Genomic DNA, 20079 nt, shown 5'->3' with positions numbered 1-20079 from the left:
CACCCCTCTCTTAAAATTGCCAGGTTATTTTTCCATACACGCAACGTTCCACCTGAGTCGGCTCGCTGAACAGAAACATTTCAATAAATTCAGGGTGCTGTGGTTCAAGGAGATTTTGTCCTACAATGGATAGCTCCAGATTTTTCAAAGGGTTCCAGCCCAGGCGGGCATCCAGTGTGGTGTAAGCATCCACCTCTCCTTCCTGGATATCATCTGCATAACGAAGCCAAAGATCGCATTCCAGATTCCAAGGCAAATCCGTGAAAGATCGCAGCGAAAACTGATGCGAGGGGGGAACACCTTTTGTCAGCGGGGTAACTTCGGGAACGCCATTTCCTTTGAAGCGCAGATCCGATTCAAAATATGTATAAGCGGCTTTCAGACGCCACTGCTCCGACAAATTCCAATTCGCGGCAATTTCCACTCCTCGGATTTCCCCTTTCATAATATTGGTAAAAACATAAGGAACAGACACATACTGCGGCTGAAGACAGATTTCAGGCAATCCTGGAACGGTGGCTATGAGATTATCATAAACATTATAAAAAGCAGTCGTGTCAAAAGATAGCTGATCAGCAACATGCAGACGGTATCCAAGTTCCAGTGCGATAATTTCTTCAGAAAGAATATTCCGATCACCAGTAAAAGTGATCGCGACAGGAAGCAGATGCTGATTTTCAGGTGTATTCGGCGGAATAATCTGCCCTGTAAATTTTATATCATCATCAACCTGCGAAGGGGTTTTTACCGCGCGGGATATGGCTGCCCATAAGGTATTCTTTTCATAAGGCATCCACAGGATACGCACATTGGGCTGAAATTCAAACCCGGTGGAGTCATTATGCTCAAATCGGGCCCCCAGGGTCAGCCAGAGCCGCTCTTTCACAAGGGTAATATCATCCTGAATGAACGCGCTGAAAAGATGATCTTTCCGCTCGGGCGGGTCAAACGTGACGATAAAGGAAGGTCGGATATCGTTCTGATAATAACGGTAACCCAGTCCCCACATCATTTCCTGTCGCCTTCCCAGCGCAAAGTGATGCTGGAAATCCATGTCAAAAAGATCCCCGTTCCAGGAAGCTCTGAATTCCTCTTTTTCAGTGTAATCATAGTAAATCTGAAGGGTCATATCAGAGGTGCCTGAAAAGATGTGCTGCCACCTTCCTAATATGTTTCCCCCTGACATGCGACTGTCTTGTTCATTATATATTTCCGCATACGGAGGATTCACAGAAGGTAAGACAGACCTGTTGTCATTTTTTCCGCTGTAAATATCTCCCTGCAAAGTGAACGAATTTTTTTCCGCCAGTTTCTGATCCGCCCGGAATCCTGTCCGAAACATTCGCCAATCATCAGAAGTCCCATCTCCGTTGGCATTCGCTGCCTCATCACGGTCAAAATATTTGACATAGATTCGGTAGTCGCCTTTCTCACCGAGCGTATCTCCGTAACGTGCGCCCCCAAAACCTTGTTCTTCCGTGCCAAAGCCCGTGAATGCCAGCCCTCCCCGGGTCTTTTCAGAGGACTTGGTAATGATATTGATGATTCCGTTCACTGCGTTGGCCCCCCAGAGACTCGCCCCGGGACCCCGTATGACCTCAATTTGTTTAATGTCTTCCAAGAGCGTGTCCTGAACTTCCCAAAAGGTTCCGGAAAAAAGCGGAGAGTAAATGGTACGCCCGTCCATAAGAACGAGCAGCTTGGCTGCGTAACGGCTGTTAAATCCCCGGGAGGTGACAGCCCACTTGTTTGAATCAATCCTGCATACCTGAATTCCCGGGGCCATGCGTAATGCGTCAGGAATGCTTGTGACACCGGAACGGCGAATGTCTTCTGCTGTAATTACGAAAATCGCCGCGGCTGAGTGAGAGAGTTTTCGGGGTTTTCTTGCAGTCAATGTCACCTCAACCTCCATCAGCTCCTCAATACTCAGCTCCGTCAGATCCTCCGGAACAGCGTGTTCATCTCCGAATACTATTCCTTCGGCAAGCATTGATACAAAAGAAACCAGCAACACAATCATCAGCCTTTCTTTACTGAGTTTCATGTCATTCCTCCTTAACATAAGCTTTTCGCTTAGAAAACAATACGTTTTTATTATTTCCCAGTTATAATGAATATCATTAAGGCAATTTTCGAAAAAGACTCAATTCGTAGTTCCGCCTTTAGGCGGTGTGACACCGCCTAAAGGCGGAACTACGAACGAAACTATGAACGGAACTACGAACTGAAACTCACCTAACCACCACCACCACCACCACCACCACCACCACCACCACCACCACCACCACCACCACCACCACCACCACCACCATCATCATCATCATCATCATCATCATTGTTGTCGGTTCAAATTCAATACGAACGTCATCTGCCCCTTGATAAGTACTAGCCATAAGTTTCCGATATTCACACGGGAAAGAAACCCGGCTTTTTTCCCGGAATGAGCCGCCGCCCGTGAAGGAAAAAGCCGGGTTTCTCCGCGGTTCGCAGAAAAACATATGTATAAAAAACTTTTGCTCAGGTATTTATGAATCAGAAGCCTTTTGGTTTTCTTGTTCCTTGTCTTTGAGTTTTTAAATTCAATCCGTTAATCTTTAATACTTTCCCGCAAGCTCTCAAGCATTCTTTCTGCCCCCTTGTCTCCGGGCTGTCCGCTCAACAATATTCTCAGACCCGCGAGGGCCCAGCGATTCGCATCAGGGCCAAAACTTGTTGTACGGGAGAGCCAGTAAATCGCCTCTTCCCGGGTAAATTTTGAAACCCTCCGAGCGATGATCTCCACCCGGTCCATTTCCTTGATTCTTGAATGCAATCTGAAAATCAGTCCCAGTTTTGCTCCGGCTTCCTCATCCAAAGGAAGCGTCAGACGATGCTGCAATCCCTCTTTGGTCAGATATCGCTGAAGCTTCAGAGAAATATCCGCGTCATCTCGGACTTTGGCAACAATATTTCGCAGGATGGGAAGACATCGGCGCTGGGCTTCTCCTGCCAGATAGCCAATTTCTACCAGCGTTTTTTTAACAGTTTCTTCCGTAGGCAGCTGAAGCTGTCTGGTTTTATTTTTCTTGTCAGGATGCTGACGCCTTTCTTTGATAATAAGGACAGGAACAGGATATTTGGCTTTCTCCCCGATACGAAGTACATAAGACGATTTTCGCGTTAAGGATGCAAGATACTTTTTATGGTGGGAGAGTAAATCAGAATGGGGTTTGTTATTTTTCATTTTTTTATCCACTATTGTTGATGTCGGGTATAAATTGCATGTTTACGATGGTCTCGGGGCTAAGAGTGTTTGAGATTTCTGTGAACAGATGGCGTAATCTCAATAATCAGTTTTTCTAAGCCGCTTCGATCAAAGGGCCTGTCATTCTTGGGAAAGCAGGAATCTGTTGCGGCTGTTACGAATCCGGAGGCCGTGGATTCCTGCTTTCGCAGGAATGACAAAAAAACTTGATAATCGAGTTAATAGAATGTTTCAGGAACTTAGTCAATTCGGAAATCAGTTCAACTTAACTTACGGGTCATTCTTTACACTGGACAGTAGAAAGTTCTGACTAGTAAATTGAGTAATTCATAAAAAAATCGGTGGATTTTTTTGTGAAACTATATTATATGATGTGATCATAATAGCAAAATAAATTCAATTATAAAAGGAGTTTTTATTATGATCAGTATTATTGAATCCGTCATATCGGAATTTCGTCAATGTTTTTCCCGTGATGCCGCTTTTTCCTGGTTTTCGATTGTTATTTTCGGTCTTATAATCCGATTTGACCATCACGGAATAAGCAGCATTGTCCGATGGCTTATGCTTGATCCGGCATGTTATGACCCGATGCCGCGCTTTTTCAGGGCCTACTCGCGGGAGTCGGAGGAACTCCTGAAACATTGGACACGGACGGCAGTCAGCCGCTATCCTCTCATCACGTTCAACGGACGCCCCCTTCTCATCGGGGACGGCATAAAAATAACGAAGGAATCCTCGAAGACGCCGGGCGTGAAATCTCTGCGCCAGGATTCGGAGAACAGCGGAAAGGGCGAACATATAAAGGGGCATCACTTCGGATATGTCGGTCTCGGTGGTGTTCTAAAACTGGACTTGATCCGATATTTGCTAAATTGATTCAATGCCTTAAAAAAATTAAGTCCAGTTTTAGAACACTACCTCGGTCTCCTTGTCGGAGGTCCCGAAAAAACCTTCTGTCTTCCGCTTCACGGACAGATTCATGAGGGGGTCGGTGCGAAACGCCATGACATAAAAATCGGAGGAGAACCGACCATAGTGACCCGGATGGCGAATCTTGTCATCCGGACAGCGGAACAGACGGGATTTCCGTGTTACGTCGCTCCCGACGCTTATTTCTCCGCAGGGCCCGCTTTTCTGACCTTTAAGGACACCGTCAATGAAAATGGCGAACAGTCTGTCCATCTTATTACGCGTGCGAAGAATAATTATGTGGGATACTTCGTTCCCGAAGACAGTTCGAAAAAAAATTTCAGGAAAAAGACAAGGTGAGCCTCGCGAAAGTCTTCAGTTTCTCCGAGTGGTTCGGAGAAACCGAAGTGATGATCTCCGGAAACCTCGGAACCGTCAGATGTCTCACATGGTATCTTTTGTGGAAACCGGTCGGGGATATCATCCGTTTTATTTTCATCACCGGCGGAGATGCCCGTTACATACTGATGTGTTCCCATCTGACTATCGGGTTGTTTTTTTTAAAGCTGTCATATCATGGTCAGATTGTTTTGTCTATATTTTTTATATCAATTTCAATTAGTAATATTACTTAAAAAAGTATACGCTAGTGAAATTTATGACTAACGCAGCATTGCGGGCAGGAACAGTATCATTTGGGGAAAAATCATCAGAAGAAAGACGCAGATAATGTATGCAGGCAAAAAGAAGATCACGCCTCGGAACACATTCCGCATCGGAATATCCGGGGCCATTCCTCCCACCACATAAACGGTCGCGCCCACAGGCGGCGTAACCGCTCCCAAAGTGGTGATCACGGTGATGGTCACACCGAACCATATGGGATCATATCCCAGTTTCATTGCCACTGGAAAGAAAATGGGAATCGTAATGAGAAGCAGGGCAAGCGCATCCATGACCGCACCGCCCACAATATAAATAAAGAAAATAATCGCCATGATCACCACATTTGGCACAGGAAGCCCCACCACCCATGTGGCAATATCAAAAGGAATTCGGGTGACCGCCAGGAAACGGCCAAATATCATGGCCCCGCTTACAATGACGATCACCATGCAGGATATTCTCAGGGTGTCTGTCACCGAATCTGTAAAACCCTTCCAAGTCAGTTTGCCTTGGACCAGACTGATCACCACCGCGAAAAAAGATCCCGCGGCCCCGGCTTCGGCAGGCGTGAAAAATCCCAGATACAGCCCCAGCATGACCAGCAAAAAAAGAAGAAGCATCTCAGACGCGCCTGAAAGCGCCTTCAGTTTTTCCACAAAACTGCTTTTCGGTGCCACAGGACCCCAGTCCGGATGCAGGGTGCAGACAAAATAAATGGTGATCATCATGAGCATCGCCAGAACCACGCCTGCTCCGATTCCGCCATAAAAAAGCTTTGCGATGGACTGTTCCGTGGACAGGCCGATCACAATGAGAACGACACTGGGCGGAATGACAACGCCCAGGGTGGAACCGCATGCAATGGCTCCAGTGCTGAGTTTTGAGTCGTATTTGTATTTTTTCATCTCAGGCAGCGCGACCGTGGTCATGGTCGCGGCCGTGGCCGCGTTTGATCCGCATATCGCGGAAAAAGCAGAGCAGGCCATAATGGTGGACATGGCAATGCCCCCGCGAATCTGACCCACCCATTTGTAAGCCGCGTTGTATAATTTCTCATTCACGCCGGAATAATATGCGATTTGCCCCATAAAGATAAAAAGAGGAATGACCGTAAGCCCATATTTGGAAAATGTCTCCCACATGACCATGCTGATCATGTTCAGCCCTGCTTTGAATGAAACCACATAGCAAAATCCGCAGAATCCCACAACGCCCATGGCAAATCCCACCGGCATCCCCAGGAAGAATAAAATCAGGAGCAGGGCCATGATCCCTGTGATCCCCACCATTGCAAGACTCAATTTTTCCCCCCTTCTCCTGAAATCATAGCACTCATCAGTCCGGTGAGAAACACAAGCGCAAGCGTTAAGCATCCGAAAGCCACGGCATATGTGAACGGATAATATATGATCCTGAGCGTTTCTGTGACTTCTCCGGTCGTCCTGAGCGTTTCCGCCATTTTTACCATCTGCCATGCCACAAAAACAAAGAACACAAAGCATATCAGGTCATTTATCGCATTTAAAATGCGTTTTGTTTTTTCTGAAAAATTGTTGATCAGAATATCAACGGAAATATGCCCCTGCTTCATCTGTGTATAGCCCAGGGCAAACGCGGCCACAATGGCCTGAAAAAAACCCATCAGTTCAAATGTGCCCCGAACCGGAACCCAGACAAGCCGGAAAAAAATGTTGGCGCAGGTCAGGAGAATCATTATCACCAGGAAAAAACCAGCGATCTGAATAAGAAGCTGGTTTAACCGTTCATTTAGCTTATTCAAAAATTCCATTGTCAAGTCTCATTAAAATAGAAAGGATAAAAAGGAGTGCAAAAATAGAGCGAAGCGGTTTTTTGCATCCGTCCATCCGGAAAAATCAAGTCTAATTAAAATAGAAAGGATAAAAAGGAGTGCAAAAATAGAGCGAAGCGGTTTTTTGCATCCGTCCATCCGGAAAAATCAAGTCTAATTAAAATAGAAAGGATAAAAAGGAGTGCAAAAATAGAGCGAAGCGGTTTTTTGCATCCGTCCATCCGGAGAAGATTAAAAGATTTCCGAAGGCTGCAAAAAACCGCTTCGCTCTATTTTTGCACTCCGGAAAAGATTAAAAGATTTCCGAAGGCTGCAAAAAACCGCTTCGCTCTATTTTTGCACTCCGGAGAAGATTAAAAGATTTCCGAAGGCTGCAAAAAAACGCTTCGCTCTATTTTTGCACTCCGGAAAAGATTAAAAGATTTCCGAAGGCTGCAAAAAAACGCTTCGCTCTATTTTTGCACTCCGGAAAAGATTAAAAGATTTCCGAAGGCTGCAAAAAACCGCTTCGCTCTATTTTTGCACTCCGGAGAAGATTAAAAGATTTCCGAAGGCTGCAAAAAACCGCTTCGCTCTATTTTTGCACTCCGGAGAATATTAAAAGATTTCCGAAGGCTGCAAAAAAACGCTTCGCTCTATTTTTGCACTCCGGAAAAGATTTTCGATTTATTGACTATTTCTTAGTCAGCGCCCAGCCTTCGGCTGTATATTATTTATCTGAACTTTCTTTACAGGTAAACGCCTTTATATCCTCTGCAATGGCTTCCGCAGGAAACCCTTTTGATTTTGCCTCCCTGATCCATTCATCAACAATCGGCGAAAGCAAGCTGTCCCACTTAGCCTTCTCCTCTTTTGGCAGTTCTGTAAACTCAACATTAAAGCTCTTTTTTGACCATTCAACAGATTCCTTGACATGAGCATCCATATAAGTCCCTGTCCACGCTGACTGCTCCTCGCCCATATCCGCTATCACTTTTCGGACATCTTCGGGCAGGCTGTTCCATGAATCCATGTTCATGACCACGGCAAAGGGATAAATCACCGTGTCGGTCATTGTGACATACCGGCAAAGTTCCGCATATTTGAAATCCTTCATCACTTCAAGGGAGGAAAACAAGCCCTGAACCACGCCTTTTTGCAAGGCTTCCGGTGTTGCGGACATGGGCATTCCCACCTGATTTGCGCCCCAGGCTTTGAGAATCTGGGCCGCGCCGCCGGATGCTCTCAGATCCAGCCCTTTGATATCAGCCAAAGTTTTTACGGGTTTTTTGGACATGATATTTGACGGTGCTGTGGTGAACATGGTCAGCACCTTTACTTTGGCAAACGCTTTGGGCTTGTATTTTTTATAAAGCTCCCAGAGTGCGAGGCTTCCGGCCTTTGCACTGGGTATTCCCAGCGGGAGACTGGTGGCGTTGGTAATCATAAAACGCCCCGGCTGATACGCCATACACAGACAGCCGATATCCGCCTGTCCCGCGATAACACCGTCCATCATGTTCTTGGCCCCGAGCAGCGTGCCTCCGGGAAAGGTGTTAATGACCACTTTTCCCTCGGTTCGTTTTTCAACTTCTTTTTTCCATCTTTCCATCTGAACGCATGGAAACGTGGGGGCGGGTGGAAAATTCGCGTAACTCAGTGTGGCGGGACCCGCCGTAGCAGGCGAGCTCACAAAGGCCGCCACAAGCAATGTGGCGATAAATATTCCAATAAGAATCCATCCTGATTTTTGCTTCATACTCAAATTCTCCTTTTTGGGTTTATGAGTTTAAAAAAAACTAATTATAACGGATTCAGGGGAGAATATAACTTTCTGAAATTATCATATCAGAACATGCTGTTCTCTCCGAATGTCATTCCGGGAAAAACTGACGCTATGTGCGGCTTATAAGCCACGAAGGCACAAAGACGCGAAGTCTCACGAAGGCTCTCCGTGTCTCTTTGTGTCTTCGTGTCTTTGTGGCATTCTCTTTTCGGTTAAAAAAAAGTCGCATACGGTCCGACTTTCTGAGAATATCACGATTTTCCCCGGAATGGCGGGGCCTCCCCTGAATCCGTTATAATCAGAAAAAAAATTTATCCATCCGGAGTCCCAAACTTGCAGTTTGGCAATTTTTTCCGATGCTCGAAAAGCAAAACACTGTTCCTGCCAAACTGCAAGTTTGGCACTCCGGATAAGTCTCATTTCAAGTCCGAGATTCCTCTCGCGGGAGTGGTAATTTCGGCGAACCGGGTTCGGATTTACCCATCCGACTCACTTCTCACTTCTCAATTTTCTCGGTTGTCAAACACACGCTTGCTTTTTCTGTCGGTTCTTGGCAAGGTTTGATAATCTACGATTTCCACATCTGCGCTCACGAAAATCTTTGTCTTTATTCGTCTGGCAATTTTTTCTTTCAGCTCGGCATCTGACACGCCGATGTTCCCCTGATAACGCTCTGTTCTGAGAGTCATATAATCCTTGCCATCTGTTTTTCTTTCCAAAATGAGCTGGTATTCGCTGCCCACCTCGGGAAAAGAAGAAAGCACATCTTCAATTTGTTTGGGATAGATGTTCACGGCCCGGAAAATAACCACATCGTCAGAGCGTCCCATGATTCTGTCGTGCATAGGAAGAATATTTCCACAGGAACACGGGTGGTCAATCCACCGCGTCAGGTCACGAGTCCGATAACGAATAAGCGGGGCAGCCTCTTTGCAAAGCGTGGTCACAACCATCTCTCCGATTTCTCCCTCTCCGACCGGCTCCAATGTCTCAGGGTTTAATATCTCCAGGATATAATAATCAGCCCAGTAATGGATTCCCTCATGTTTCGGACAATCCAGACCTGTGCCGGGTCCGTAAAGTTCGGTCATCCCCGGAATGTCAAACATATCTTCCACGCCGGTCAGTTCTTTAATTCTCTTTTTGATGGCATCGCCGCTTCTCTCTGATCCGAAGATGAGTTTTTTCAGGGCGATTTTATCCTTGAGATTTCGTTTTTCAATCTCCTCGGCCATCAGCAGGGCCATGGATGCTGTGGAACACATCACCGTAGGCTGAAGATCAACAAGAATTTCGCATTGCATATCAATGATTCCGGGTCCCAGGGGAAGGGCCATGGCTCCGAATTTTTCACAGGCCATCTGAAACCCCACACCTGCTGTCCAGATACCATATCCCACGGCAATCTGAACTCTGTCGTTTTCTGTGAGTTCGGCCATTTCATAACATCTGGCAAAGAAATGCGCCCAGTCTTCAATATCTTTTTGTGTATAAGTAAGAATTTTTCTTTTTCCCGTGGAACCGGATGAGGTATGAATTCTCACCACTTGGGATTCAGGAACAGACAAAAGCGGAAAAGGATAGCCTTCCCGCATATCATCTGCCGTGGTAAAGGGGAGACGCCTTATATCATCCAGAGATTGAATATCATCCGGCCGGACCCCTGCCTGTTCAAGTCTTTTTTTGTAAAAAGGAGATCCATGATATGCATGGTTCACTGTCCATCGGAGACCTTTTAACTGATGTTCTTGTAATTCCTCAATGTCCCTAAAGGACGGCATAAAGGTTTTTTTCATTAATTGATCCTTAATGTTTTGTGTAGTGCGAAGCTTTCAATTTCTCTTGCTTCGGTATTTGCTTTCAGTGTGACAGGGTCAGTCACAATCCCGTAATCCTTCCTTGACCCGGTTAATGCTTACATATTTGCACAGGACAACTTTTTCAACAGCACACCGGGTCTCTGTTCAGAGCGTTTCCGTATCGGCCGCTGGCAATGTAAAAATGATATCCGTCTCCGGGATATCCGGGCAGGTTGTCTCGGAGAAAATTTACGTTGGTTCCGGAAGGTTCTCCGAATATTCACCAGGGGGGATATTGAAAATGGCCCGCATGAATCGCGACCGTGACCGGCCCGAAAGGACTGTATTCATCATCCGGAATTCAGATTACCATTGGTCTGTCCAGACCGCCCCGCATTTTTCCGGGACATCCGGAGTCGCAGACAATTTTTCTTGCTTCTGCCAAAAACGGCGTATTGCTCTCAAGGATTTTTGCGGGCGTATTTGCTCCGTTGGCAGGGAAAATCGCGCAGTGATGACCATTGTCCGAGATAATACGGTCAGGTTCGGCTACGGATAATGCCTTAAAACCATCTCGGTCATGAAAATGGCCCGCCCGTATCGGAGCGGCCACCGCAGCCGAAAAGCTGCAACTGATCATGCTTCTTTCAGGGGGCGGTCATGTGAATGGGACGAGTTGTCCCTTCATGAATAGGAATGTCAGGATAAAACGCGCTCTTGACAGCCATAAAAACATACCCATAAATAAAATTCATACACCACATTTATGCCCCAGTCAACCAAGGGAAATATATTTTTCGTAAAATTCGCAAAAATCTCATTTTTCCAGATGGTTACTGGCGTAAAGAAGAAGAGAATCAGAACATAAACATCGTTCAGATGACTGACCGGGTTCCGGTTCAAAAGTATGCTGGAATTAAAATTTTTAGGAACATATTGACATGGCGGGCTGTTCATTTTATCCTAAGCACTTATATTAAAAGAATAGTCTCAAAATAATAATAAAGATTATATAAATTTTAAAATATTTTTATACGAGCGCTTATTGGCAAGATACCCTTTGCAAAGCCGGACAGGAACATATACACGGGTGTGGTCCTGGCTGATGAGCTGCTGTACCACAGAGATTGAGTTTAGTAAGAATTAAGTAGATTTTTTTATTATGGCGTTAATACGATTACAAAAATTCCTTTCAGAAGCAGGATTCTGTTCCAGGCGGAAAGGTGAAAAATATATAAAAGACGGGCATGTCAGGGTGAACGGGGCAGTTGTCACCGAACTTGGCACAAAGATTGAGCCGGACAAAGCCCAGGTGGAAGTTCAGGGCAAATTGATAAAGGCAAAGGATGATCTGATCTATATTGTGCTGAACAAGCCAAAAGGATATGTCACAAGCTGCAATCAGCCCGGAGATAATATTGTCCTGAATCTCATTGATATTCCGGAACGCGTTTATCCGATAGGGCGGCTTGATAAAGACTCAACCGGCCTTCTGCTGCTGACCAATGACGGCAGAATTCATCACAGACTGTTACATCCTTCTTTTGATCATGAAAAAGAATATGAGGTGATTGTTTCAAGCCCCATACCTGAAGGCGCGCTTCGGAAGATGGCAAAGGGGCTGCCAATGATGGGAACAATAACCCGGCCTGCGCGTGTCAGAAGAATTTCCTCAAAAATTTTTCGTATTGTGCTGAAAGAGGGAAAAAACAGGCAGATACGTCGCATGGTCAGAAAGGTGGGAAACCGGGTTGTCAGATTGAGGCGCATAAGGATTTCAGATATAAAGCTGGGAAAACTTGCCGAGGGCTCATGGCGTTATCTGACAAAAAAGGAGATTAAAAGCCTTTTGCGGGTGTTGTAAAACTTACGGACGTTACCGGACGGAACAATAGCGTGGTCTTTTTATACCCCCTCACTACTCCTTTTATCCCCCCCTGAATACATCTTTCCCCCCATTGACGCATTCCTTTGTTTTGTGAGAAAAGCAATCAGTGTCGGAATTTTCAGATGGCATAACTTTTAAGATTAACGTGTTAATTGGATCGGAAATGCTATGAAAAAAATTATTCCTTTGATAACTGTATTGATTGTATGGACATTTTTTTTCTCGGAATGTCTGGCTGAGTATCCAAAAGTACAAATTGGTATTGCCTCTTATTACAGTAACAGGTTTCAGAACCGCCTGACTGCTAACGGCGAACGATATCTCAAAAATAAGCTCACGGCCGCACACCGATTTTATCCCCATGGAACAGTTCTCCGTGTTACAAATTTGCTCAATGGGAAAATTGTCACGGTACGCGTAAACGACCGCGGGCCGTTCATCAAAGGCCGCATTATAGACTTATCTGCCCGTGCGGCTCAAAAAATCAGTATGATACGAAAGGGAATTGTCAAGGTTAAGACTGAGGTGATCCGGCTGGGGAAATAGTCAGTTTATATGATTTCATCATTTTAACAGGATAATATGACTGTTTGGCTTTGGCAAGGCCCGGGATCCCCATGTCACTTTCTTTGTTGATATATTTACAGCCATTAAAAAGGGTTCTCGCACATGCCCTGTCAAAAAACTGATAAAGCCCTTTTATGTGGGAAAATGCCTTTTCAAAATGAAGCACCCCCATATTTTCAGTGAGACGTGACATGATCCCGAACGCGCTGACCACACCGTCAACACGAAGCAGGATGCCGTTCATTCCCAGAATGTCTATATATTCAAGTGCATTTTTTGCAGCCTGTTTTTCACAGGCAAGGTCCGTCTCGGGGTCCGCTTCGCAGTCACGCTCTTCGCACCATTCCTCAAGAAAATCAACGCATTCCGACATGGCGGAGGATGTGATTTTTTCAATCAGAATTCTGTCGCGATATTCTTTTTTAAACTGACTGATCAGATTCCGTTTTTTGGAATATTTGTTTCCTTTCAGTTCCGCGAGGTTTTCTGTCAGATAAACATAATCATCCAGCTCCGGCTGCTCCTCTGTTTCAAAAAAAGCATCCAACTGGTTTTGTCCATATCTCTCAATATAATCACCCGGAACAAACCAGAATCTCTCAAATCCGAGGTTTACAGCAAGATCATGTAATTCTTCCGGGGAATATTCTCTCACCGGAGAAACAGGAAGTATCAGATGATTTTTGTCCTCATGCGTCGCGTCGAATTCAACGCCGATGATCAGAGTTTCTCCGTCTGTGATACCGACAGGCTGATATACTTTGGTACTCCAGACAAGAATTGATGAGAGTGAATACGCACAGAGTTCATATTTCTGTTGCTGAAAAAAATTTTCTAATCTTGTATAATCCGAAGGTGTTAAAGGTTCTGATTTCATAATATTATTTACAAAAAAAATTCCGGTTGTTATTTTATTAGGCATTGCCATGAAAACGCATCGCTTAAAAAACTGAGTTTTTCATCGTCGTTTAAGAAAAACATTGGAGCGGGTAAGCGACTGAAATGATTTAAGCAGGTATGATTTTCAGCATTGGCGTGGAATCTGGCATTTTTTCAAATCCAAGCCCCATATAAAACTCATGAGAGCCTCGTTCCGCAATCAGACCGATCCAGCACAACCCATCTCCCTGAAGCCGTTCAACTAACAATTTGATAATTTCCGATCCGATTCCCTGATCCCGGTATGCGTCTTTTACGGTGACATCCTGAATATATGCGTCGCTGGCGCGGTCGCTGATGGCCCTCCCCATGCCGATGATCTCATCTCCTATCGTCGCAACCATGAAACAATGACTGCCTGCAATAATTCCTGCTACCATCTCAGGATTATCTGATGCGTCTGCTGTCCACCACCCTTCGGCACGATAAAGGGCAGTTATTTGGGATATCTGTTCCGGCATCGGATCAGACAGAAAAGTGAAGGTTGGTATTTTCATTTAAATCACAATGCTCAAATGACAAATGACAAATAAATCTCAATGCTCAAAAAACAAATAACAAATAAATCTCAAATTGCAATGACTGAAATTTAGTCTTATCTGAGATTCGGATATTGGGATTTGGAATTTATTTGTATTTTGTTTTTTGAGCATTGAGATTTATTTGTATTTTGTTATTTGGAATTTATTTGTATTTTGTTATTTGAAATTTCTTGTTTCCGGTTTATCCGGATTATGAAGGTTTTTCAGCATACAACGATGTAATTTTGTTTCGTCCTTGTTGTTTTGAGCGAAACATTGCCATGTCCGCTCTTTTTATAAATGCTGCCAAGTCTTCTCCTGCATAATATTCTGTAATACCTATGCTGACAGTTATGTCGAGCGATTTCCCGATTTCTGTAAAAAATGTTTCAGTTTCCATCATGCGGATGATCCGTTGAGCCGCGACATGGGCATCCCTGCCTGTGGTTTCCGGCAGGATGGCTGTAAATTCATCTCCCCCGTATCGGTATATGGAATCTGTCTTTCTGAGGCCAGACTTCATAATCTGACCGATTCTGGTCAGGATTCTGTCACCTTCCATATGTCCGTAAGTATCATTATATTGTTTAAAACTGTCAACATCCAGAAACAGAAGCGATACCGGACGCTTGTAACGAATGGCTCTGTCCGCCTCTGTTTTTAATCTTTCATGAAAATGCCTTGAGTTATAAAGTCCTGTGAGATCATCTGTTATGACCAATGCTTGCAGGTTTTTGAGCATCCGGTCACGCTCTTTGATGAGCAACTGTTCTCTTAAAACTCTTTTCAATCGGAGCAGCAGTTCTTCAAACCGTAGCGGTTTAAAGAGAAAATCACTTGCGCCTTTGTCAATGGCTTCTTTATAAGAATAATCTTCTCTGTGCCCTGTCATTACAATGACATCAGCGTCATACTTTTCTTTTATCAGGCATGTCAGCTCAAGACCGCTCATTTCAGGCAGAATGATATCTGTTATGACAATGTGAAAACCGCGTTTTTCTAATAATTCAATGGCCTGTTCAGCGCTGTAAACCCGGGCGGTTTGATATCCGAACATCTTAATAAATTCATACATTGCGTCGCACAGGGCAACATCGTCATCAACTATTAAGACCTGAATATTCATTTTTGATTGTCTAATCAGTATTTTTGGGGGTTGACATGATTAACAACAATTTGGTAAAAGACTTATGCTTCTGACCATAACTTTTTACTATAATTAAAAAATTAAATCATGTCAACTGACTTTTAATCATAAAATATGGAAAACATCCGAAATTTTAGTATTATCGCACATATTGACCACGGAAAATCAACGCTGTCCGACCGCCTTATTCAGACAACAGATATCGTGTCTGACCGGGATTTTCAGGATCAGATACTTGACAGCATGGATATTGAGCGGGAGCGGGGGATCACCATCAAAAGCCAGACCGTCTGCCTTCCGTACACTGCAAAAGACGGACAGACTTATTTTCTGAACCTGATAGACACGCCCGGGCATGTGGATTTCAGCTATGAAGTTTCCCGCGCGCTGGCCTCGTGCGAAGGCGCGCTGCTTCTGGTTGACGCGAGTCAGGGCGTGGAAGCTCAGACCCTTGCCAATTTGTATCTTGCTTTGGAGCATGATCTTGAAATCATTCCCGTGATCAACAAGATTGATCTGCCGTCCGCGGACATTGAAAGGGTCAAAAACCAGATAGAAGATGACCTGGGGCTGGACCCTGAAACAGCAATTCTTGTGTCTGCCAAGGAAGGAACCGGTATTGAGGACGTGCTTGAGGGCGTTGTAACCCATCTGCCGCCGCCTGTGGGAGATACCGAAGCGCCTCTTAAAGCGCTGATCTTTGATTCCCATTATGATCCTTTCCGGGGCACTGTGGTTCATTTTCGAGTCTATCAGGGGAAAATAAAGGCAGGGGATAGCATTTGCTTCATGTCCAATAACGCGACGTATAAAGTTGAGGAAGTCGGGATATTTCAGATTGTCCGGGTTCCCCAGAAGACCCTTTCTGCCGGGCAGGTCGGCTATATGATCGCAGGAATAAAAACGGTCAGCGATACCCGGTGCGGTGACACCATCACATTAAAGAAACAAAAATGTGACACGCCCATGCCCGGATTCATGGAAACAAAGCCGGTGGTCTTTTCTTCTATATATCCTGTGGCTTCTGACGGATACGAAGACCTGGTCACGGCCCTGGAAAAGCTGAAATTAAATGACGCGTCCCTGATTTATGAAAAAGATACCTCAGCCGCCCTGGGATTTGGATTTCGCTGCGGTTTCCTGGGACTGCTTCATCTTGAGGTGGTTCAGGAGCGTCTTGAACGGGAATATGATCTTTCCCTGATACTGACAGCCCCTTCTGTGCAATATGAAATTGTCCTGAATGACGGCTCGCTTCTGATCATAGACAATCCTGCCTTATATCCTGATCCCACGATGATCAGTCTCACAAAAGAGCCGTTTATCCGCGCTGCCATTATCATACCGGATCATTACATGGGAGCGGTCATGAAACTCTGTCTGGATCGCCGCGGGATTAATAGAAATTATCAGTATCTGACCAACAACCGCCTGGAAATGATATTTGAGCTGCCCCTGGCTGAGGTGGTTTATGATTTTTATGACAAGCTCAAATCCGTGACCCAGGGGTACGGGTCTTTTGACTATGAGATCATAGACTACAGGGAGACAGACCTTGTAAAACTGGACATTCTCATTAACGGAGAGCGCGTGGATGCTCTGTCCCAACTGGTTCACAGAGACCGGTCTGTTGAACGGGCAAGGCACGCGTGTGAAAAACTCAGGGAAGAAATTCCGAGACAGATGTTTAAAATCGCCATACAGGGTGCCATCGGCGGAAAAATAATTGCCCGCAAGACGGTGTCGCCCTTCAGAAAAGATGTTACGGCAAAATGTTACGGCGGTGATATTTCTCGAAAACGCAAGCTCCTTGAGAAGCAGAGAAAAGGAAAAAAACGAATGAAAATGGTGGGGAAAATCATGATTCCCCAGTCGGCATTTTTGTCGGTATTAAAAACAGATAAAGATTAAGTGCTTCTTCGAAAATTTTCATAAATCCGGAGTGCAAAAAATTAAGCAAAGCGGTTTCTTGCATCCTGCCGGAATTTTTTTAATATCCGGTGCAAAAAACCGCTTCGCTCTATTTTTGCACTTCGGAAAAAAAATGGAATTTTTTTAATATCCGGTGCAAAAAACCGCTTCGCTCTATTTTTGCACTCCGGAAAAAAAATGGAATTTTTTTAATATCCGGTGCAAAAAACCGCTTCGCTCTATTTTTGCACTCCGGAAAAAAAAATTGATCTGCTGAACACTTAATCATCTAAATAACCAGGAGATTTTACAAATGGGAATGACCATAACAGAAAAAATTCTTGCAGCTCATGCGGGGCTTGATCATACGGAGCCTGGTGATCTCATCAATGCAAGGGTTGACATTGCGCTGGGAAATGATATCACGGCTCCCATTGCCATTGAACGGTTCCGTAAGATCGGCGCAAAAAAAGTTTTTGACAAAGACAGGGTTGTCCTTGTTCCGGATCATTTTGTGCCCAACAAAGATATCAGTTCGGCCATGCAGGCTAAGGTGGTTCGGGAATTTGCAGGGGAGCAGGAACTTACCTATTTTTTTGACGCGGGGGAGATGGGTGTGGAACACGCACTTCTGCCTGAAAAAGGGCTGGTTCTCCCGGGAGACCTTGTCATCGGAGCGGACAGCCATACCTGCACTTATGGTGGACTCGGCGCGTTTGCCACAGGCACCGGAAGCACAGACCTCGCAGCCGCAATGATCACCGGAGAGGTCTGGCTCAAGGTTCCTGAATCCATCAAGTTTGTCTATAAGGGAAAACTGAATCCCTGGGTCGAAGCAAAAGACCTGATTCTCTATACCATCGGTGACATTGGTGTGGACGGCGCGCTTTATAAAGCCATGGAACTCACGGGACCCGTGATTGAAGCCCTTGGCATGGCAGGCAGGCTCACCATGGCCAACATGGCCATCGAAGCAGGCGCAAAAAACGGGATTATCACCCCGGATGAGACCACGGAAGCATATGTTTCAGGCCGTGCGGTACGGGAATATTCGTTTCTCAAAAGTGACGAGGACGCGGTATATGCTGAGATAAAAGAATACGATGTGAGCAATATCGAGCCCCAGGTGGCATTTCCCCATCTTCCTGAAAATACCAAAGGCATCAGCGAGGTGGAAGACATACGGATAGACCAGGTGGTTATTGGTTCATGTACAAACGGAAGACTGGAGGATTTGCGCTCGGCCGCGTCCGTTCTCAAGGGAAACAAAGTTGCACAAGGCACACGCCTTATTGTCATACCGGCCACGCCTTATAGTTACAGAGGGGCGCTGAGTGAAGGGTTGTTTGACATATTTTTGGACGCGGGCGCGATCATCAGTCCGCCCACCTGCGGTCCCTGTCTCGGGGGACATATGGGAATCCTTGCAAAAGGAGAGCGGGCAGTGGCCACCACCAACCGGAATTTTGTGGGCCGCATGGGGCATCCTGAAAGCGAAGTCTATCTTGCCAGCCCTGTTGTGGCGGCCGCGTCTGCCATAATGGGAAAAATCGCCGGACCCGAGTCCGTTATCAGCAAAAAGTAAACACTGACAACTGATCACTGATAACCGTCAACTTTTCACTGAAGAAAAACGAGACATTCCCAAAAACCAAAAACTCCTCGTTCCCAGGCTCTGCCTGGGAACGCATACCCGAGGCTCTGCCTCGTGCGGCAAACATCGGCAGAACCATGACACACGAGGCGGAGCCTCTGAGAATGCATTCCCAGGCAGAGCCTGGGAACGAGGAGTTTTTACTTTCCGGGAATGCACCTGAAGAAAGGTATCTAATGAAAGTAACAGGAAATGTATGGAAATTCGGGGATGATATTGATACTGATCTGATCATACCCGCGAGATATTTAACAACCAGTGATCCGAACGAGCTTGCCAAACACTGCATGGAAGATGCTGATCCGGGATTTGCAGGCAAAGTGGCCTCTGGCGATATTATTGTGGCGGATAAGAATTTCGGATGCGGTTCTTCACGGGAACATGCGCCCATCGCCATAAAAGCCGCGGGCGTCTCCTGTGTGATTGCCAAAAGTTTTGCACGAATTTTTTACAGAAACGCCTTTAACATGGGCCTTGCTATTCTTGAGTGTGAGGATGCGGATACGTTTAAAACAGGAGACAGGCTTTCTGTTGATTTTGACACAGGTGAGATTATCCTCCTGGATTCAGAGAAATCTTATTCAACAAAACCAATTCCGCCGTTTATGCAGGAACTTGTGCAAAGCGGAGGCCTGATGAAATACATTGAAAAACGAATAAAATAAACTGGTCATCGGGGTCAGACCATAATAATAAACAGATTTATCAGGGAATGCATTTGAAAAACACAGACATTCCGGCCTTACAGCCTGAAATATATGCCTTCCTGATTAATTTTATTATAAATCAGTTTGTTATATTTGGCTGATCCCAATTTTTTTAAAAAAAATCTGATTATAACGGATTTGGGGGAGGCCGGTCAAGCCCCGTGGGGGCGGCATATTTGTAGCAGCAGGTTTGCAAGCCCCCGCCAAGCCCATATGCATCAGGCTAAGATTACAACCTACTGTTTTTATTAACTCTGATTTTGCCGGACGGGGTTTGCAACCCCGTCCGGAATATTTTCCGGATCGCCGCCCGCAAACGTTTCGGACGGGGTTGCAAACCCCGTCCGGCAGCCGTCCCGCATTCTTAGCCTGATGCATATGCCCGCCAAGCCCCGTGGGGGCGGCATATTTGTAGCAACCAGGCGAATATGCCGCCCCTACGGGGCTTGAACGGCCCGGCATGATGAATGCCACAAATATGCCGCCCCCACGGGGCTTGAACGGCCCGGCATGATGAATGCTACAAATATGCCGCCCCCACGGGGC

The 20079-nt window shown here is 45.6% G+C and carries 20 protein-coding genes; 8 read left to right on the top strand and 12 right to left on the bottom strand.

Translation table 11 applies throughout. The features are described from left to right. Positions 1-10 precede the first annotated feature (10 nt). The 3 genes from dnm_RS11145 to dnm_RS11135 form a co-directional block, all read right to left on the bottom strand. The gene (locus dnm_RS11145; RefSeq protein ID WP_207682722.1) at positions 11-2047 is read right to left on the bottom strand and encodes a TOL_0244 family TonB-dependent receptor; all 2037 of its coding nucleotides are present in this window, start codon (positions 2045-2047) and stop codon (positions 11-13) included. A 187-nt stretch (positions 2048-2234) separates the two neighbouring features. After that, positions 2235-2396 carry a hypothetical protein gene (locus dnm_RS11140; protein WP_207682721.1) on the bottom strand — a complete coding sequence of 54 codons (162 nt, stop codon included), beginning with the start codon at positions 2394-2396 and terminating at the stop codon, positions 2235-2237. A 194-nt stretch (positions 2397-2590) separates the two neighbouring features. Next, complete coding sequence (locus dnm_RS11135; protein WP_207682720.1) at positions 2591-3226, bottom strand: DUF7680 family protein; 636 nt, start codon at positions 3224-3226, stop codon at positions 2591-2593. A 441-nt stretch (positions 3227-3667) separates the two neighbouring features. Here dnm_RS11135 and dnm_RS11130 point away from each other — a divergent pair, with 441 nt between their 5' ends. After that, the gene (locus dnm_RS11130) at positions 3668-4126 is read left to right on the top strand and encodes a hypothetical protein (RefSeq protein ID WP_207682719.1); all 459 of its coding nucleotides are present in this window, start codon (positions 3668-3670) and stop codon (positions 4124-4126) included. A gap of 30 nt (positions 4127-4156) precedes the next feature. Here dnm_RS11130 and dnm_RS11125 read toward each other — a convergent pair whose 3' ends face one another. Continuing rightward, complete coding sequence (locus dnm_RS11125; RefSeq protein ID WP_207682718.1) at positions 4157-4432, bottom strand: hypothetical protein; 276 nt, start codon at positions 4430-4432, stop codon at positions 4157-4159. An 83-nt stretch (positions 4433-4515) separates the two neighbouring features. On the opposite strand from dnm_RS11125, the gene dnm_RS11120 reads away from it, so the two are divergent. Further along, positions 4516-4794 carry a hypothetical protein gene (locus tag dnm_RS11120; RefSeq protein ID WP_207682717.1) on the top strand — a complete coding sequence of 93 codons (279 nt, stop codon included), beginning with the start codon at positions 4516-4518 and terminating at the stop codon, positions 4792-4794. Between the two features lie 27 nt (positions 4795-4821). Here the strand turns inward: dnm_RS11120 and dnm_RS11115 are convergent, their stop codons facing one another. Together dnm_RS11115 and dnm_RS11110 are read right to left on the bottom strand one after the other, a co-directional pair. After that, positions 4822-6126, bottom strand: coding sequence for a TRAP transporter large permease (locus tag dnm_RS11115; RefSeq protein ID WP_207682716.1), 1305 nt, complete (start codon positions 6124-6126; stop codon positions 4822-4824). Continuing rightward, entirely contained in the window at positions 6123-6614 is a 492-nt protein-coding gene (locus dnm_RS11110; protein WP_207682715.1) for a TRAP transporter small permease, read from the bottom strand. The genes dnm_RS11115 and dnm_RS11110 overlap by 4 nt, the downstream gene beginning before the upstream one ends. A 228-nt stretch (positions 6615-6842) precedes the next feature. On the opposite strand from dnm_RS11110, the gene dnm_RS11105 reads away from it, so the two are divergent. Beyond that, positions 6843-6992: a hypothetical protein gene (locus dnm_RS11105; RefSeq protein WP_207682714.1), complete on the top strand. Its 150-nt coding sequence runs from the start codon at positions 6843-6845 to the stop codon at positions 6990-6992. 352 nt (positions 6993-7344) lie between these two features. On the opposite strand, the gene dnm_RS11100 is transcribed toward dnm_RS11105, so the two are convergent. The 3 genes from dnm_RS11100 to dnm_RS11090 form a co-directional block, all read right to left on the bottom strand. After that, positions 7345-8373 (bottom strand): TRAP transporter substrate-binding protein, encoded by a 1029-nt coding sequence (locus tag dnm_RS11100; RefSeq protein ID WP_207682713.1) that lies wholly within the window; start codon positions 8371-8373, stop codon positions 7345-7347. A 530-nt stretch (positions 8374-8903) separates the two neighbouring features. Next, positions 8904-10196 (bottom strand): phenylacetate--CoA ligase family protein, encoded by a 1293-nt coding sequence (locus dnm_RS11095; protein ID WP_207682712.1) that lies wholly within the window; start codon positions 10194-10196, stop codon positions 8904-8906. Positions 10197-10560: 364 nt separating this feature from the next. Continuing rightward, positions 10561-10839 (bottom strand): hydantoinase B/oxoprolinase family protein, encoded by a 279-nt coding sequence (locus dnm_RS11090; protein ID WP_207682711.1) that lies wholly within the window; start codon positions 10837-10839, stop codon positions 10561-10563. Between the two features lie 522 nt (positions 10840-11361). Here dnm_RS11090 and dnm_RS11085 point away from each other — a divergent pair. Together dnm_RS11085 and dnm_RS11080 are read left to right on the top strand one after the other, a co-directional pair. Then, entirely contained in the window at positions 11362-12063 is a 702-nt protein-coding gene (locus dnm_RS11085) for a pseudouridine synthase (protein WP_207682710.1), read from the top strand. Positions 12064-12255: 192 nt separating this feature from the next. Then, positions 12256-12633, top strand: a complete 378-nt coding sequence (locus dnm_RS11080; RefSeq protein ID WP_207682709.1) for a septal ring lytic transglycosylase RlpA family protein — start codon at positions 12256-12258, stop codon at positions 12631-12633. On the opposite strand, the gene dnm_RS11075 is transcribed toward dnm_RS11080, so the two are convergent. The 3 genes from dnm_RS11075 to dnm_RS11065 form a co-directional block, all read right to left on the bottom strand. Further along, positions 12602-13531: a DUF2156 domain-containing protein gene (locus dnm_RS11075; protein WP_207682708.1), complete on the bottom strand. Its 930-nt coding sequence runs from the start codon at positions 13529-13531 to the stop codon at positions 12602-12604. The two genes, dnm_RS11080 and dnm_RS11075, sit on opposite strands and share 32 nt — an antisense overlap. A gap of 130 nt (positions 13532-13661) precedes the next feature. Then, positions 13662-14090, bottom strand: a complete 429-nt coding sequence (locus dnm_RS11070; protein ID WP_246556295.1) for a GNAT family N-acetyltransferase — start codon at positions 14088-14090, stop codon at positions 13662-13664. A 235-nt stretch (positions 14091-14325) separates the two neighbouring features. Beyond that, positions 14326-15240: a GGDEF domain-containing response regulator gene (locus dnm_RS11065; RefSeq protein ID WP_207682707.1), complete on the bottom strand. Its 915-nt coding sequence runs from the start codon at positions 15238-15240 to the stop codon at positions 14326-14328. A gap of 135 nt (positions 15241-15375) precedes the next feature. Between dnm_RS11065 and lepA the strand changes: the two genes are divergently transcribed. The 3 genes from lepA to dnm_RS11050 all read left to right on the top strand — a co-directional run bounded on the left by lepA (position 15376) and on the right by dnm_RS11050 (position 19491). Beyond that, positions 15376-17172: a translation elongation factor 4 gene (lepA, locus tag dnm_RS11060; RefSeq protein ID WP_207682706.1), complete on the top strand. Its 1797-nt coding sequence runs from the start codon at positions 15376-15378 to the stop codon at positions 17170-17172. 313 nt (positions 17173-17485) lie between these two features. After that, complete coding sequence (gene leuC / locus dnm_RS11055; RefSeq protein ID WP_207682705.1) at positions 17486-18757, top strand: 3-isopropylmalate dehydratase large subunit; 1272 nt, start codon at positions 17486-17488, stop codon at positions 18755-18757. 245 nt (positions 18758-19002) lie between these two features. Further along, entirely contained in the window at positions 19003-19491 is a 489-nt protein-coding gene (locus dnm_RS11050) for a 3-isopropylmalate dehydratase small subunit (protein WP_207682704.1), read from the top strand. The last annotated feature ends 588 nt before the right edge of the window (positions 19492-20079 follow it).

The sequence above is a fragment of the Desulfonema magnum genome, assembly GCF_017377395.1.
GTDB classification, from domain to species: domain Bacteria; phylum Desulfobacterota; class Desulfobacteria; order Desulfobacterales; family 4be13; genus Desulfonema_C; species Desulfonema_C magnum.
The sequence above is the reverse complement of the archived record's forward strand: the minus strand, read 5'-3'. Positions and strand labels throughout refer to the sequence as shown.